The following is a 15,625-nucleotide window of genomic DNA, read 5'->3' on the forward strand; positions in this document are numbered from 1 at the left end:
ATTATCCTAAATAATGATTGTTCGTTGTTGATGCACTCAACTATAGTTTAAATGTCCATAACAGACCCGATACAGTTTCACTAATGGTGAACAAAGTGTATAGTTATTCTCAGCATGACACTTCTTTTATTCATAAACCTCATATAAAAATAGGCGTCCTTCATTATGGTCGAAACCTATACACTCAATCTTAATTTAACCAAAACTGCCGCCGTCGCTGAATGGTTACAGCAGCGTATTGACTGGCAGATTTACCTGCCCAACCAACGCGTACCCTCGGTGCGAAAGTTAGCGAAACTATTAAATATATCAACCTTTACGGTGGTACAAGCTTACGAACAGCTGGTCGCTACCAACATATTAACCGCCAAACCCAGCTCGGGCTATTATGTCAATACGCAAGCACAAGTAGTCCAGCCCAATGATGATAAAAGAGTAGTCGTTAAGCACCCAGTAATAGATACGCGCTGGCTGGTACAGCAAGTCTTTAGCGATATTCCACATCATCGCTCGCCAGGAGTGGGAACATTACCGAGAGACTGGATACGTAATGATAAGATGGAATGGGCCATACGGCAGGTCACCCAGCAAGCCGATAGCTTTATCTATGATTATGGCAATGTTCACGGCTATCTACCGCTACGTCAACAGCTGGTTCAACACCTGCATACGCTAGGCATGCAAACTAATGCTGACCATGTAATTACTACAGCAGGAGTGTCGCAAGCCGTGACCATGGTGGCGCGGCTTCTTACTCAATCTGGGGATACGGTAGTCGTTGATGGGCCTGGCTGGTATTGGCTATCGAGCTGCCTGCAACAACAGGGCTTAAACGTCGTCTCTGTAGAACGTGACCATCAAGGGCCTAATATCGAGCACATGCAAAAACTGTTTGCCACGCATCGTCCTAAGCTATATTTAACCAACAGTGTGCTACATAACCCGACTTCTTATAATCTACATCCTGCGCGCGCGCACCAAGTACTCAATCTTATTCATGAGTACGATGCTTATATTTTTGAAGATGATTTATACGCTGCATTCGTACCGGGTGGCCAAGTGCTGCGTTATGCCAGTCTTGATCAGTTTGAACGGGTGTTTTATGCGACAGGATTTTCAAAGTCGATGGCGTCCGGCTGGCGAGTCGGCATGTTGGTCTGTCCTGATAACTATATCGATGATGTATTACGTATGAAAACCTTGAGTAATTCAAATACACCAGAATTTGGGGAACGAGTTTGTCATCATTTATGGACGCATGGTGAGTATCGTCGACAGATTAAAAAAGTGCAGCAGCATTTATATAGCGCTCATGAAAGAATCCGCCAAGCATTACCAAAGATAGGCCTTATCTACCCTGAGCATACACAAGCAGGTCTCTTTGTTTGGGTAGATACGGGGCAGGATACGAGCCAGCTGGCACTAGATGCCTACAAAGAAGGCTGGCTGGTCGCACCGGGGCAGTTGTTTTATCCAGATGCGAGCGCCTCAACTCATCTAAGACTCAATGTATCAACAACTGGCGATGATTTTTTGGCGTGGTTAAGGAAGTATTTAGATAATTAAATATAAGTAACTGTCTTCTATCAAAAATATAATTTTACCACTAGTAAGAAAAATAATAGTAAGCAAAATAATGTTCACACCTACCTAATTTATACTAAGCAAGTAGCAAAGACAAATGCTGGCAGGATTGTATCTCCTAACATCACCACAGTTGTCGCTAAAATTAAAAGCTACTGGTTAACACCTGATAAAACAAAACTTTTGTCATCATATTGTCATGACGGCATCGTATCCTTGAGCCCACTATAAATGGTGGTTGCGTATCACTGATGTCTTTATTCATTAAGTGATTCATTGATGTTGGTAGACGCATCAATATAAGGTTTATCTATGAGTGTTGCTGGTCGGCTTGGTAGTATTTCCACACGTATGCTGATTATTTTAGCATTGGCTTTTTTACTAATTATCCTGATGGTGTACTGGGTTATCGAAACCCAAGCTAAGCCGCGCATACTGGAGATGACCTCAGAGACAGTGGTTGAAACGGGTAACGAAGCCATTAATAGCATTATGGCGAATATCAGCCACGTCGACGGACTGGCAAAGGCAGCCAGTGCGATGGCTGGCGGGTTGCCAAAAGAAGACCGCCTTTATAAAGAAACCTTTGGCAATCTCATGCAACAAACCGATCAACGGATTGTGGGCGGCGGCGTGTGGTTTGATCCAAATATGTATGCTCAAAACCGAGAGCGGCAGTCGTTTGTGTGGGCGCGTGATGACTCAGGCAACATGCAGCCGTTAGAGTATTATAATCAAGTGCGCCAAACGCCGAGTCCCTATTATCGAGAGTGGTGGTACATTCCTGCGATGTACGCACGCCATGACCACTGTGTCTGGAGCCGTGCGTATGTTGATCCGCAAAGCAATCAGCCGATGATGACTTGCGCCAAGGCATTGTATGACAGTCGCAATCAAGCTTTTGATGGGGTAGTGAGTTTTAATTTGCTATTAGATAACCTCGATGACGCCATGAAAAAGTGGCAAGATAAGCTGGGTGGTTATGTCTTTTTGGTAGACTTGGACAATCGATTTTTGACCTTTCCTGATCAATCTATGGTCACGCAAGCGACTGAGGACAACCCCCAAGGCGAGATGGTAACTGCGCATCAATTGGCCGAGAAAAACCCTACCTTTGCGCCTATTGCGGACAGCCTAGATAATATTAACCAAACACTCATCGATGAGGCCGTTGCCAAAGATGAAAGCCGCTATACGCTCGCTGCTCGTAGTATTCTAAGTACGACCAATCTGAATAAAATCAGCGAGCAAGAGTCCAAATTGCTCTCAGCATTATTGCTGTTAAATATCGACCAAACGTTTAATTTGGTAGACAGTCATTTGGTCGACACCATCGCTGTGCCCAATGATTTTGTGTTGCAGCAGCCCGCCACCGCCTTCGTGTTTCGCATGCCGTTTACGTATTGGAAGATGGTCATCGTCAAGCCCAATAATGACCTGATGAGCGTGGCAAATGCGCTGTCTAATAAACTGATTCAAGCCATGCTGTTGGGCTTCATTCCTATCTTATTGTTGACCGCATGGGTATTTCGTCGCTACTTTACGCGGCCGCTAAAGCACATGGCACAGTCAGTGGCTGATATGGGAGTGTTAATTGAGCAGAAAAAATATCAACAATTAAACGCGCTTAAACTGCCTTATTCGAATGTCAGCGAGATTCAAATTATTAGTGAGCAGACCAATCAGCTGATTGATCGCGTCGTCGAGAATGAAGGCGCACTTGCTGAAATTAATGTTCATCTAGAAAAACAAGTCGCCGCCCGCACGCAAGACTTACAGCAAGCCATGGATGAATTAAAAGCCTCGCAAGTGCATCTGGTGCGTTCTGAAAAAATGGCTACGCTTGGCCAAATGGTGGCAGGGGTGGCGCATGAGGTCAACACACCGCTGGGCTATGTGCGTAGTAACATGGAATTGGTTGGCGATAATCTCATGCGTTTTGATGAGTTGCTACAACATACTGATCAATTATTGCAGGTCTTAAAAGCACCAACTATCAATCAAGAACAAGTCGAGCAACTGATAGAGCAAACCTTACAATGCTGCGAGGAAATTAAAGAAGATGAGGTCAGTGAGGATTTGGCCGATTTGATTAAAGATGGACTTTATGGCGTTGATCAGATTGCCGAGCTGGTCGTCAGCTTACGCGACTTTTCTCGAATTGATGAATCTAAGGTAAAGGATGTCGATATCAATGATTGCATCAATACCTCATTGATTATGGCGCGCAATAATTTAAAAACTCTAGACGTCAAAACCAATCTAGTCGAGCTGCCACCGATTCAATGCAATCCTTCACAAATCAACCAAGTATTATTAAACTTATTTAATAATGCCGCCCAAGCCATGCCGATTGACCATAAAGGGATACTGCAAGTCACGTCGTCTGTTGATAAGGCGCAGCAACATGTTGTGGTACGCATTATAGACAATGGATCTGGTATCAAAGAGGATGTTTTAAATCATATCTTTGAGCCGTTTTTTACCACCAAAAAAGCAGGCGATGGCACAGGGTTAGGATTGGCCATTACGGCAAAAATTATGGAGCAACACGATGGACGCATTGAGGTTAGCTCAATAGTTGGGGAGGGCACGACGTTTACCCTCATGCTACCGATACAGTCTATCGCTCATGAAAAGAAACCTTCGCAAGCCTTATTTGAAAGTTAAGAGACTTCCAGCCACTTATTTAAAGAGAGCGTCATGCAAAAACCAAAAATCGCTTTTATTGATGACGAGCCACGTATCTTGCGCAGCTTAAAAATGCATTTTCGCCAGTCACATGACGTATTTATTACTACCGATGCTACTGAGCTGATGGAATATGTCAGCCAGAATGAGGTACAAGTAGTCATCAGCGACCAACGCATGCCAGATAAGCAAGGTACGGAAGTATTGAGTGACATTAAAGCGGCTTCGCCAAATACTATTCGTATCTTGCTAACCGGTTATGCGGATCTAAATGCCGTGATGGATTCTGTGAATGAGGGCGAAATTTATCGCTATATCACTAAACCATGGCAAAATGATGAGCTTAAAAAAATCGTTAATAAAGCCACAGAAATTGCTCAGCAAACTCAAGAAATCACCCAAAATTCTATGGAAAAGGATGCGACTCAAAACCATGCTGGTAGTAGCACTGTTAGCAATCGCAATATATTGGTATTAGATGACGATGAGAGCGTCTATCAACAAATAAAAAGTCATTTTAAGAGTGCTTATACCGTGAGCTGGGCCAGTAACCTTGAACAGGCCGCGAAGCTATTACAAAAAAAATGCTTTGGCGTCACTATTACGGATTCGACGCTCAATAAAGAAAATATTACACCCATCGTTTATGCCTTAAAAAACATCCAGCCAGATCTGATGGTTCTAATGTTGACGGAGTTCAAAGATGCCCATATGGTCATTGATTTGATTAATAAGGGTCAGGTGTATCGCTGTCTACCACGTCCGACTAATTTATCTATCATGAGTATCAGTCTTGATCGTGCTTTTGATCATCACGAAAGATTGGTGCAGCAGCCAATACTGGCGGCTCGCCATCATGTCGAAGAAGTACCGGAGTCAGAGGCTTTTAATTTTTCTGAAAGATTGAAAGGTTTCTTTGCCAAATTCAGAGGTTGGCGCATTAGTAGATAGAAAGAATAGGGCGCACTAAACATTCTCTATTCATGGTTTGAAAAATCATTGCCTCATATAAGCATAAGAGCCATTACATATAAGTGTCAGCTCACTAAGTATTAAACTGTCTATTTAACATAATATACATTATGCGAAAACAAACCAACGGTTTCAAAAGAGAAGTTCATAATAATTTATCGCGTGTTATTTGCGCATTTTGCTAAGCCAAACTTTTAACAAAACGCCTCTTAGCTCAGACATTTTTGATATCAGTTCCAGATTTCTGCTAACGACAAGTCTCAAGCAAATATCTGCGTAAAGTTCTGCCATCGTCATCTAAGATTACATCTGCGACTTGGCAATCAGCACGCTTATCATTGTCATCACATGACAACTCATAATAGATATCGCTGCCTTGCGCTAAGCTGGCTTGAACCAGTCCTTGCTTAGTTATCGAAAACTTTTTGTCTTGTGTATAGTCAGGATCTTGAGAATCCCACAGCACATCATAATCGATATTGCAGGACGTTTGATTTTTATCAAAATAATCTTGTTCAAGCTTCATAGCTGCTTGTAAGTCAGCATTTGCATATTGCCGTAGCACAGCAGGATTGCTCAACCCTTGGTCATCAGCATCTTGTTGATACATCTTTGTGATGGTCGCAATCTTCATAGCAGCCATAACAGCTTGTTTCTGATCTGATTTTGTCACATCTGCTGTAGCGCTACCGACAGGCATCAGTCCTATGGTCAGCAGAAATATGAGTGATTTATATGTTGGCATGATGTTCTCTACAAGCTTTTATTCTATAAGTGTTACAACCTATTACATCATACCCATATTTGGACTCTGCTGTATTATCGTATCATTCAGGTTTACTTACCAAAAGAACCATTTCATAGCGCGCTTATGCTACTTTTTTATTTGTTCTCATGACAATTTTGAGTGATTTTTTATCTCTGATAATCGTGTTAAGGATGATTTTATGACGATATTACCTGCTTTTTTTAAGAAAAAATCTGCGATATTGGCCTCTAGTAGCCTTTTATTGCTTACTTTGACCGCGACTGGCTGCCAGTCTACTTCTGAGTCCAGCGAAGCCATTGTGTCTCAACCAACCAGTAGCTCATCAATGCCTAGCAATGCTGATATCAGTCAGCAAACGCTTAAACAGCAATCATTGCGCATTCAGCACGCACTGGCTAATGGCGACTATACCAGTATCACCAATGATATTCATCCCACACGTGGCGTCCGGTTCTCGATGTATGCTTATGTGCGCCCTGAGTCTGATAAAGTCTTTAGTCGCGGGCAGTATGCACAGTATCTACAACAGTCCAATATTCGCTTTACGTGGGGTGAAAAAGACGGCACGGGTGATTTATTGATCACGCCGCTACCTGACTATTTGAGCAATTGGGTCGCTGCTAGTGCATTTGATCAGAATGCAGAGATTGGTATTAATAGTAGTAAAGCGATGGGCAATAGTATTAACAACTTAAATAAAATATATCAAAATTCTGACTTCGTTGAGTTTTACAGTAATGGCAGTGAAAAATATAGCGGTATGGATTGGCGTGCGATGCGTTTGGTGTTTGAGGAATATCAAGGTAAGCGTTATCTGGTGGCTGTCATTAATGACCAGTGGACAGTTTAAAGTATATAAAAACGATTAACTGACCACTTTTGTAGGGCGCGTTTAGAATAGCAGACTACTCTACTTGGTTTATCATTAAGGATATATTCAAATATAAAGATATATATTGCAACTTATGCTACAGGATTGTTGACAATAATCCTGTTTATTGACCCTCTAACGACAACATATTCATAATCAGTTTGATTAAAGTCTCTTTTTGATTGGGGTCGGATTCAGCGACCAATAAGGTTAATGCCGCAAGCCCAGTATTATTGATGACCATGTCACCTTTATCAGTCAGCAGTCGATGATTACGATGCAAAAAATCCACGAATAGAAACGCACCGCTGCGTTTATTACCATCAGTAAAAGGATGGTTTTTTACCATAAAGTACAGTAGATGTGCCGCTTTACTCTCGATAGTTGGGTACGCAGGCTCACCAAAGACCGTTTGTTGTAAATTACCCAATACACTATCCAAACCATCACCACGAGGTTTAGCAAATAATTCAGTCGCCTCACCCCTATCTATCAGCTGCGCTTTCAAATCAGTTAACGCTGCCATCGCCTCAGTCGTACTGGGTAAGATACCACCATCTTGCCCTGCAGGACTATCCAGTAGACCTTCATCATAGCGCTGTAACCATAAAAACGTCTGCGTATAACGGCTTATAATCTCAACCAGTCCGCGTCCTTCGTCGGTGTTAAGCTCGGGACTTTGGGCGGTTTTTTTGATTAATTTTAGCGCTTGTTGCAATTCAGTAGAGTTTTTATCGAAGCGCTGTTGATTGAGTGTATAGCCTTGTACCAAGTATTCACGTAAGCGCTGCGTTGCCCAACGCCTAAACTGCACACCTTGAGGAGATTTAATGCGATAACCGACTGATATAACCACATCTAGGTCATAAAAAGTCACCGGGCGGTCTGAATTTGCAATATGCATTTTTTGCATATTGCTTTTTTCATCGATTTCTTCATCTTTTATGGCATTGGCAATATGACGAGAAACCACTGATTGGTCACGCCCAAATAACTCGGTCATTTGGGCTTGTGACAACCAGACGGTTTCTTGCTCAAAACGCACATCTACTTGCGCCTTTCCATCAGCACTTTCATAGATCTCTACTGTTGACATGTCGTCATTTATAGCGTTAATCATCTCAGCTTCCCAATCCTAGAACCTTAAATTGATTAGCCCTTATTGAAGACTTTAGGTTCTGTACTCTTTATTCATAGTGGTGTTTGCTTAAAGAATTTCACCATAATCTCATAAATATCTGGATATGCGTCCACTAGCTTTTGCGGTGTCTCAAAAAACACCTCACTGAGTACGGCAAAAAACTCAGCAGGATTGGTCGTTCCATAGCGATCTAGCCCTGACTTGCGATGGGTTTGAAAGTCCTCAAAATCTCGCGCCATAATCTCAGTCCAGCGCGCAGGATCCATATCAGGTTGCATCGGTGGAAAACCATTGGCGCGGCCATTCATCATATCAAGTTTGTGCACAAACTCATGAATCACGACATTATGACCATCACGTTCGCCTGAATGTTTGGCATCTTTCCATGACAAGATAACAGGACCTCGCTGCCATGCCTCCCCGCTACGGTGCTGACTGCCTTCATGGACAATACCAAACTCATCTACAGTAGTGCTGTCGCTTTTGTATGAACCTGGATAGATAATGACAGATGACCAGCCAGCGTACCATTCAAGGCTTAGGTTTAAGATAGGCAAACAGGCTTGCAGCGCAATAGACTGCCTAACAGCATTGGTTATTTCAAACCCTTGCGCACCAGTAATGGATTTATCAGCCAAAAACAAAGTTGCCAGCTCAAACAGATGCGTCATCTCGTCATTGTTTAATCTATCTAGTATCACAATACGCTCAGCCGCTTGTACCCAATCGGCATGGGTAAACTCGCTGTTATCCAATATACGCTGTTCACGCCAGTCTTTTATAATGCCAAACATACACGTCACCCCTATTCTTATAATATTTGGAACACATTTTTTATTACCACCTCTGAATATTATAGCGGTAACCAATAATACGCCATTATAATTGGTATATTGAAATGTATAAGAAAAAAAACGCTGCTCATAAATCAATTATTGAGCAGCGCAGGTTTATATTCACAAATTATGACATTCATACATTGAGATTTAAAACTGATATTGTAAGCCTAGTTGTACTGAGCTGTCTTTATCGTCACGTGCAAAGGTGGTGTCGCCATTCAGATACGCATAAACATTTTTATGAACCTTGTTACTCACACTCAGCTCAAAACGTCCATAATCGTCGTCTTTATCTGCTTGAGTGATGCTAACCTCTCTTGTCCGACCATCAGCTAAAGACGTGGTCGATAAATTATCTATCAGACCATCTTCGATCACATGTACATAAGCGACTTTGCCTTGAAGCTTGGCAGGCGTGCCCATCAAATTAAAACCATACTGTAACTGGTAACCAAGCTCTGAATCCCATGCCTCGCTAGAGGTATCATCAATCTTGAGCGCAGTGCGAGAATTACCATTGCCACTGGTATAACCATCTATGTCTGTATCACTGTAATTGAGACCCAAAAAGGCACCATGGGCGATATTTTTTTGCATAAGAAAGTTATAGCCAAGCTCATTGTGTACGCTAAACACATCGGCATCGGCATTACCGCGTTCGCTATTGTTGATAATATTGATACCATCATTACCATCCAGCCTGACGGTTCTATTAACGTCCAAGTCATGCTTAGACAGACTTAAAGAAGTAGTATTCCACCAAGCTGTGTCTTTGCCGCCCAGTAACGAGTAGGCTTGAACACCATAACTCGTATCTTTTTTAATACCGTTTTCTACGCTTTTATTGTTTTGATTGGCCGCTTGCACACCTGCGCCAACACGCCAGCTCGGCTGTACCATATATTCGCCATATAGACCAATATTGGCGCGAGTGCCTTCTTGTGCGTCCTCAGCATCCACGTAGCTTTGGGAGCCATCTACCCAAACCTGAGTACGCGACTCGGAATCAAAAGACTCCGCATCATCGAGAGTATGTAATGCTAAAGCATTAGCGCGCTCAAGCACCGCTGAGTGCGAGTCGGTAGCATTGTCTTGTAAAGCTAAGCCCATCGTATTTTGAAGATTGAGCGCACTTTTGGTTGATGCGATGATATCGGCATTGGTTTGCTCAACAATCAATCTGCTGATGATACGAGAGTAGTCGCGCATTCTTTGGGCTATGCGCTCTTCACCAAAGGCCGCAGTAAGTACTTCCTCATTGTCTAAGGCAGGGTTATGCCACGTATAGCCGCCTGGAATGTCTGGGTTTTCAGTTTGTGTGTAACCATCATAATCAGGCCCGAGGCTCCAGTTGGTTGCCTCAAATCCTACGACCTGCATGACACTATCAAAAGACTCCTGATCGCTACAGCATCCAACGCCATAAGGCTCGTATGGCTCTGTCTCACCTGGTGCAATAATGGCTGGATTGACCTCTAGTGTAATACCAAGCTCTTTAGCGATGCGCAGTGCATTTTCACGCAAACTTACATTGGCAGCCACTTCGTTGCCATCATCGTCGTAAGCATTTCGCCCTGCATTAGCGTACATTTTGTCGCCCGTAATCAGACTGTCTAGGTTAATCATGCCCAGTGCTGTTGATTTTTCCGCGTCCGTGAGCTGATCAACAAATGCCTTTGACCCATTAAGGCCGCCCTCCTCTGCACCAAATGCCACAAACTGAATGTCGTGCTCTGTCTCAATGCCAGTCAGGTTTTTTGTCAACTCAGTTAAGACGCCAGACCCAGAAGCGTTATCATCTAATGCTTCTAGATTTGCATAGTTTGGATAGGCGACGGCAGAATCATAATGTGCGCCAACAAATAGCGTTCTGTTGGTATCAGCACTGCCTTTTTGGGTCACGACAACGTTATTACTCGTTAACGTTTGACCTCTGAATAAACCACGAGGCGCTACGAAATCAAAAGTTTGACGATTGACTTGGTTGTTACTGTCATCGATGGTCATGCGCTGCTGCATATAATCAGCAGCTTGGACTTCTTTATCGGAACCTGTATAACGACCAGCATAATCACGGGCAAGCGTCAGCGCCGTTTCTGTACCATAATCACCGTACTTGGCCTCTGCAAATACTTGCGAGCCTGTAAGCAGTGTCAGCGCCGCAACCACTGAAATCTTAAGCGGTGATAAATTAGTATCCAAACTGCTTCTCCTTGGTTAAAGAACTGTAATCAACAGTGAAAAGTAACCTAAAATAATGCAGTTTACAAGATAAAAGACATATGTCTGTTTATTTACTTTTTGAGCATAGTGGTGAATCATCGAAACGCTATGTACCTATGTAGTTACTTATCCGTGATCAATACAATACTTACGAATCGCTGTTCGGTATTCATTTTCACCTTCATACTGCTGATTTATCGAGCCGTGTAGGAAGGCTTTACTACTGATGCTTAGCATTAGTTATTTCAGTTATGTCAATGGCATCCAACTGCACTGCTACCACTCGCAGCGCCATTGATTTCCAGTCCAAATGTATATCATCGGTAAACACCATATGGTGACTGATGCTGACGTATCCATGCACGATTGCCCAGATATCTAACGCTATTTGTCGACGTTCCGTTGCGCTAGCATCCTCGGGCAAATAAGAACCCGCCACTCGTACCAATTTTGAGAAAGCACTATCTCTTGCTGCAATGGCCTCGATTGAGGGCTGATATCCTGCATCAGACTCCCCAAAAATCAGTCGATAATGCGCCTCGTATTTTTCTCCGACATTGAGATACCCTAGGCACGCTTCTAGTACTTGTTCTTTATTTGCCTTACCCTCCGGAATGACATTCATGGCTTCACGGACGAGATTAAACCCTTCAATATATAGCGCATCCAATATGCCTTGCTTGCCTTGGAAGTGACTGTATATACCAATAGTGGACAATCCTGCACGTTTAGAGATGGCTCGCACGCTTAAGGCATCCCCGCCCCCTTCTAAGAAAAGCTCAGATGCGGCGTTTAGTATTTTGGTTCTGGCATCCATTAGATTCTCACTATCTCTTGACAATTATAACAGCGTTATTCTAGTATATAACACTGTTATGCACAAACAATTATGAATTGCTTGTGTTGATAGAAACTCAACTTAGAGTAAGGACGCTATGAGTATTCAACAGCTAGAAACGGATTATTTAATCATTGGTAGTGGCGCGGTGGGCATGGCTTTTGCCGACGTGCTGCTCACAGAAACAGATGCTAATATTATTATCGTCGATAAGCATCATAAGCCAGGTGGTCATTGGAACGATGCCTATTCATTTGTCACCTTACATCAGCCATCGTCGTTTTACGGCGTGAGCTCACGTGAGCTTTGCGGCGGTATGATTGATAAGATTGGTTTAAACAAAGGTTTGTCTGAGCTGGCATCAGGCGCAGAAGTCATGGCATACTTTGATAAAGTCATGAAGCATACGTTTTTACCGAGTGGCCGTGTGACATACTTCCCGATGTGTGAGTATCAAGGCGATGGTAAATTTTCATCGTTACTGTCTGATACCAGCTATGAGGTCAAGGTCAACAAAAAAATCATTGATGGCACTTACTTCAAAACTTCAGTACCAGCAACCCACACCCCTAATTTTGAAATTGCTGAAGGCGTTAAGTTTGAGCCATTAAATAATCTACCGAGTCTAACCAAACCCCGTGATGGTTACGTGATTATCGGCGGTGGTAAAACAGGTATTGATGCGGTTTTATGGTTACTAGAGAATCAAATTGACCCAGACCACATTACATGGATTATGCCAAGAGACGCTTGGCTGATCGATCGTCAGAACACCCAGCCTTCTCGTGATTTTTTTGTGAACACTATAGGTGCGCAGGCTACTCAGGCAGAAGCGATTGCTGAGGCAGAAAGCATCGAAGACCTTTTTAATCGTTTAGAAAAAGGCGGCGTATTAATGCGTATTGATCCAAATGTACGCCCGCAAATGTTCCATGGCGCCACCATTAGTAGTGAAGAGCTTAAGCAGTTACGCCGTGTTAAAAACATTGTGCGCAAAGGACGCGTGACCCGTTTAGATACTGATAAGATTTATTTCGGTGATGACAGCATTGCTACCACTCCCAACACGATGCATATTGATTGCTCTGCACGGGCAGTACCAGTGACAGAGACGTACGATGTATTCAAAGGTAATACTGTGGTGGTACAAACCGTACGTACCTATCAGCCCGTATTTAGTGCGGCGTTCATCGCCCACATTGAAGCCAATTATGATAATGAAACTGTCAAAAACGAGTTGTGCCAAGTGGTGCCGATCCCAAATCATGATACAGACTTTCTGGTTGGGCTCGTTAAACAAATGCAGAATCAAATGCGTTGGTCAAAAGAGCCTGCGCTACGTGAATGGATGATTAACAATCGCTTAGATGGCTTCACTAAATTGGTACGTGCCAGCGAAGATACGCCACCTGAAGAGCTGGCTATCCTTAAACGTCTAAAAGAAGCAGGACCAAAAGCCGCTGCAAACATGCCCAAACTCATGGGTGAAATTATGCAAATAACGGCAGCACGTCAAGCCAAAACTGCTAACGCTTAATCTGATAACTATAAAGAGAAAAGGAAATGTCCATGCAAGAATTTCAGACCAACAAAACAAACCTAACTCAAGCTCGCCTGCAAGAGACGCCTATACACACTCTCGGTGATGGCGAAGTACGTGTCAAAGTCGATCGCTTTGCCTTTACCGCCAACAACATTACTTATGCCGTCATGGGTGACCAATTACGCTATTGGCAGTTTTTTCCGCCAAATGGGAATGAACCCGAAAAATGGGGCATTATTCCTGTATGGGGCTTTGCCGATGTTGTGGAGTCCAATAGTGAAGCGCTGCCCGTCGGTGAACGACTATTTGGTTACTTCCCGCCTGCCAACGAATTAATTATTACACCTAAGCGAGTCACGCAAACCAGCCTGCTCGATGGTAGTGCCCATCGTGCCGAGCTGCCACCCGGTTATAACCTATATCAGCGCGTTAACCACGAGCCGGGTTATGACCGTGCCAATGACAATCAGCGCATGCTGTTGTTCGTATTGCACTTGACCTCATTCTGCTTACATGATTTATTAAAGCGCAATGACTGGTTTGGTGCAGAGCAAGTGGTGATTATCAGTGCCTCTAGTAAAACCAGTATTGGCCTAGCTTATGGCCTCACTGATGATAAAGATGCGCCGCACGTTATCGGCCTCACCTCAAACCGTCATATAAATTTCGTTAACTCAATTGATGCTTATGACAGTGTGCTTAGCTATGACACGCTTGAGAAAATTGACGCCAGCAAACCAACGGTCATTGTCGATATGTCGGCCAATACCGATGTGCTTAGCAGGCTGCATCAGCACTTAGGCGATAATATGCGCTACACCAGCAATGTCGGTCTCACGCATTGGGACGAACCGCGCCATGTAGACGGTATTATTCAAGAACGTAGCCAGCAGTTTTTTGCGCCCAGTCATGTACAGCAATGCATGAAAGAATGGGGCACTGAAGAATTTAATAAACGCTCTATGCGCTATATCATGAACAGTACCGCAAAAACCAATGCATGGCTAAAAATTCAAGAGCTTGACGGAGTCAATGGTTTATTGGAAGTCTATCAAGACATTTGCGCAGGAAAAATAGCTGCTGATGAAGGTTTGGTGGTAGTCATGGATGACAATCAATAAAATGACTGGGCTATAAAGGCCGGACTATAAAATTTATTGTTTATTCGTCATTAATAAAAAAGCAGAGTGCTTAGTCAATAAGCGCTCTGCTTTTTTCGTACTGATTAAACTCTAGATGTTAAATACATACGCCCTACTCACGATTTTTAAGGTTGAGATTCGCCGCTTAATACATCCACCCTTCGTCTTTTAAATAACCATGTAATCCTTCGGCGAACTGTCTATAACCTGCAGCATTGGCATGAATTCTATCAGATTTTAATGCGTCATCTGACAGAATAGTCGACCAGCCATCAGAGTATAGTGGTATGTCTTCAGCTTCCGCAATATCTTCATACAGTGGGTTATCATTGGCTTTTCCAAACAAGGCGCTGGTACTGAGATGCGGCTCAGCAATTAGGACAACATCAATATTTTTAGATTGTAAGGTATCTATAGTCGCGATGATATTGGCACGCGTCGTATCAGATTGAACGCGTTGCAGCACATCATTTCCACCCACGCCAAGCAGTACCAAGTCAGGGTTTTGCTTAGTGATTTCGTCCACTCGAGCCAGCACATCTGCGGATGTATCGCCATTGACACCTGCATTAATGACTCTCCATTTGCTTAAGTCTGCAAGTACCTTAGGATAGGCAGTTTCTGGACTCACGCCATAGCCATAAGTCAATGAATCGCCAAGCGCTATCACTGTGCTACCAGCGGGCAAGATATCTTGTTGTGGTTCGCTACCACAGCCAGTCACACTGATAGTCGCTGACAATCCTATACCTGCCAGTATTAAAGAACGATGGTATTTTTTCATGGTTTTATTGACCTTGTTCAACGATTTCTTGTCTTATTTAGTGGACCATAGAACACTTGTTTGTAATATTCTAATTCATAACATATTGAATATATTCCATTTTATTATAGAACGATTGTTGTATATTGCCTAGTAGACGTTGTATAGTTCATACAAGATACAGGCGCTATGTATGGCGAATTGACGCTATTGTCTGTCCACTATCATCTAGATTCTACCAAGGATACG

At 43.1% G+C, this 15,625-nt stretch carries 12 protein-coding genes; 6 read left to right on the forward strand and 6 right to left on the reverse strand.

Translation table 11 applies throughout. The annotated features are described in order from the left end of the window. Window positions 1-165: 165 nt before the first annotated feature. The 3 genes from ACMFL8_RS07490 (at window position 166) to ACMFL8_RS07500 (ending at window position 5,226) form a co-directional block, all read left to right on the forward strand. Window positions 166-1,566: a PLP-dependent aminotransferase family protein gene (locus ACMFL8_RS07490; protein WP_413190579.1), complete on the forward strand. Its 1,401-nt coding sequence runs from the start codon at window positions 166-168 to the stop codon at window positions 1,564-1,566. A gap of 330 nt (window positions 1,567-1,896) precedes the next feature. Continuing rightward, entirely contained in the window at window positions 1,897-4,254 is a 2,358-nt protein-coding gene (locus tag ACMFL8_RS07495; RefSeq protein WP_413190580.1) for an ATP-binding protein, read from the forward strand. 33 nt (window positions 4,255-4,287) lie between these two features. Next, window positions 4,288-5,226 carry a response regulator gene (locus tag ACMFL8_RS07500; protein WP_413190581.1) on the forward strand — a complete coding sequence of 313 codons (939 nt, stop codon included), beginning with the start codon at window positions 4,288-4,290 and terminating at the stop codon, window positions 5,224-5,226. A 268-nt stretch (window positions 5,227-5,494) separates the two neighbouring features. Here ACMFL8_RS07500 and ACMFL8_RS07505 read toward each other — a convergent pair whose 3' ends face one another. Next, on the reverse strand, window positions 5,495-5,992 hold the full coding sequence (locus ACMFL8_RS07505) for a hypothetical protein (protein WP_413190582.1): 498 nt from the start codon (window positions 5,990-5,992) through the stop codon (window positions 5,495-5,497). A 202-nt stretch (window positions 5,993-6,194) separates the two neighbouring features. Between ACMFL8_RS07505 and ACMFL8_RS07510 the strand changes: the two genes are divergently transcribed. Beyond that, entirely contained in the window at window positions 6,195-6,866 is a 672-nt protein-coding gene (locus tag ACMFL8_RS07510; protein WP_413190583.1) for a hypothetical protein, read from the forward strand. Window positions 6,867-7,011: 145 nt separating this feature from the next. Here the strand turns inward: ACMFL8_RS07510 and rhuM are convergent, their stop codons facing one another. From rhuM to ACMFL8_RS07530, 4 genes are all read right to left on the reverse strand, one after another. Continuing rightward, complete coding sequence (gene rhuM, locus ACMFL8_RS07515; RefSeq protein ID WP_413190584.1) at window positions 7,012-8,007, reverse strand: RhuM family protein; 996 nt, start codon at window positions 8,005-8,007, stop codon at window positions 7,012-7,014. A 71-nt stretch (window positions 8,008-8,078) separates the two neighbouring features. After that, entirely contained in the window at window positions 8,079-8,822 is a 744-nt protein-coding gene (locus ACMFL8_RS07520; RefSeq protein ID WP_189581987.1) for a zinc-dependent peptidase, read from the reverse strand. 192 nt (window positions 8,823-9,014) lie between these two features. Continuing rightward, window positions 9,015-11,069 carry an autotransporter domain-containing protein gene (locus tag ACMFL8_RS07525; RefSeq protein WP_413190585.1) on the reverse strand — a complete coding sequence of 685 codons (2,055 nt, stop codon included), beginning with the start codon at window positions 11,067-11,069 and terminating at the stop codon, window positions 9,015-9,017. 241 nt (window positions 11,070-11,310) lie between these two features. Then, window positions 11,311-11,907: a TetR/AcrR family transcriptional regulator gene (locus tag ACMFL8_RS07530; RefSeq protein ID WP_413190586.1), complete on the reverse strand. Its 597-nt coding sequence runs from the start codon at window positions 11,905-11,907 to the stop codon at window positions 11,311-11,313. Window positions 11,908-12,025: 118 nt separating this feature from the next. Between ACMFL8_RS07530 and ACMFL8_RS07535 the strand changes: the two genes are divergently transcribed. Together ACMFL8_RS07535 and ACMFL8_RS07540 are read left to right on the forward strand one after the other, a co-directional pair. Continuing rightward, entirely contained in the window at window positions 12,026-13,465 is a 1,440-nt protein-coding gene (locus ACMFL8_RS07535) for an NAD(P)-binding protein (protein ID WP_413190587.1), read from the forward strand. A gap of 32 nt (window positions 13,466-13,497) precedes the next feature. Next, the gene (locus tag ACMFL8_RS07540; protein WP_413190588.1) at window positions 13,498-14,592 is read left to right on the forward strand and encodes a DUF2855 family protein; all 1,095 of its coding nucleotides are present in this window, start codon (window positions 13,498-13,500) and stop codon (window positions 14,590-14,592) included. Between the two features lie 166 nt (window positions 14,593-14,758). Here ACMFL8_RS07540 and ACMFL8_RS07545 read toward each other — a convergent pair whose 3' ends face one another. Then, a complete protein-coding gene (locus ACMFL8_RS07545; RefSeq protein WP_413190589.1) occupies window positions 14,759-15,397 on the reverse strand; it encodes a GDSL-type esterase/lipase family protein in 639 nt (212 codons plus the stop codon). Window positions 15,398-15,625 lie beyond the last annotated feature (228 nt).

The sequence above is a fragment of the Psychrobacter sp. AT9 genome (genome assembly GCF_047272965.1).
GTDB lineage: Bacteria > Pseudomonadota > Gammaproteobacteria > Pseudomonadales > Moraxellaceae > Psychrobacter > Psychrobacter glaciei.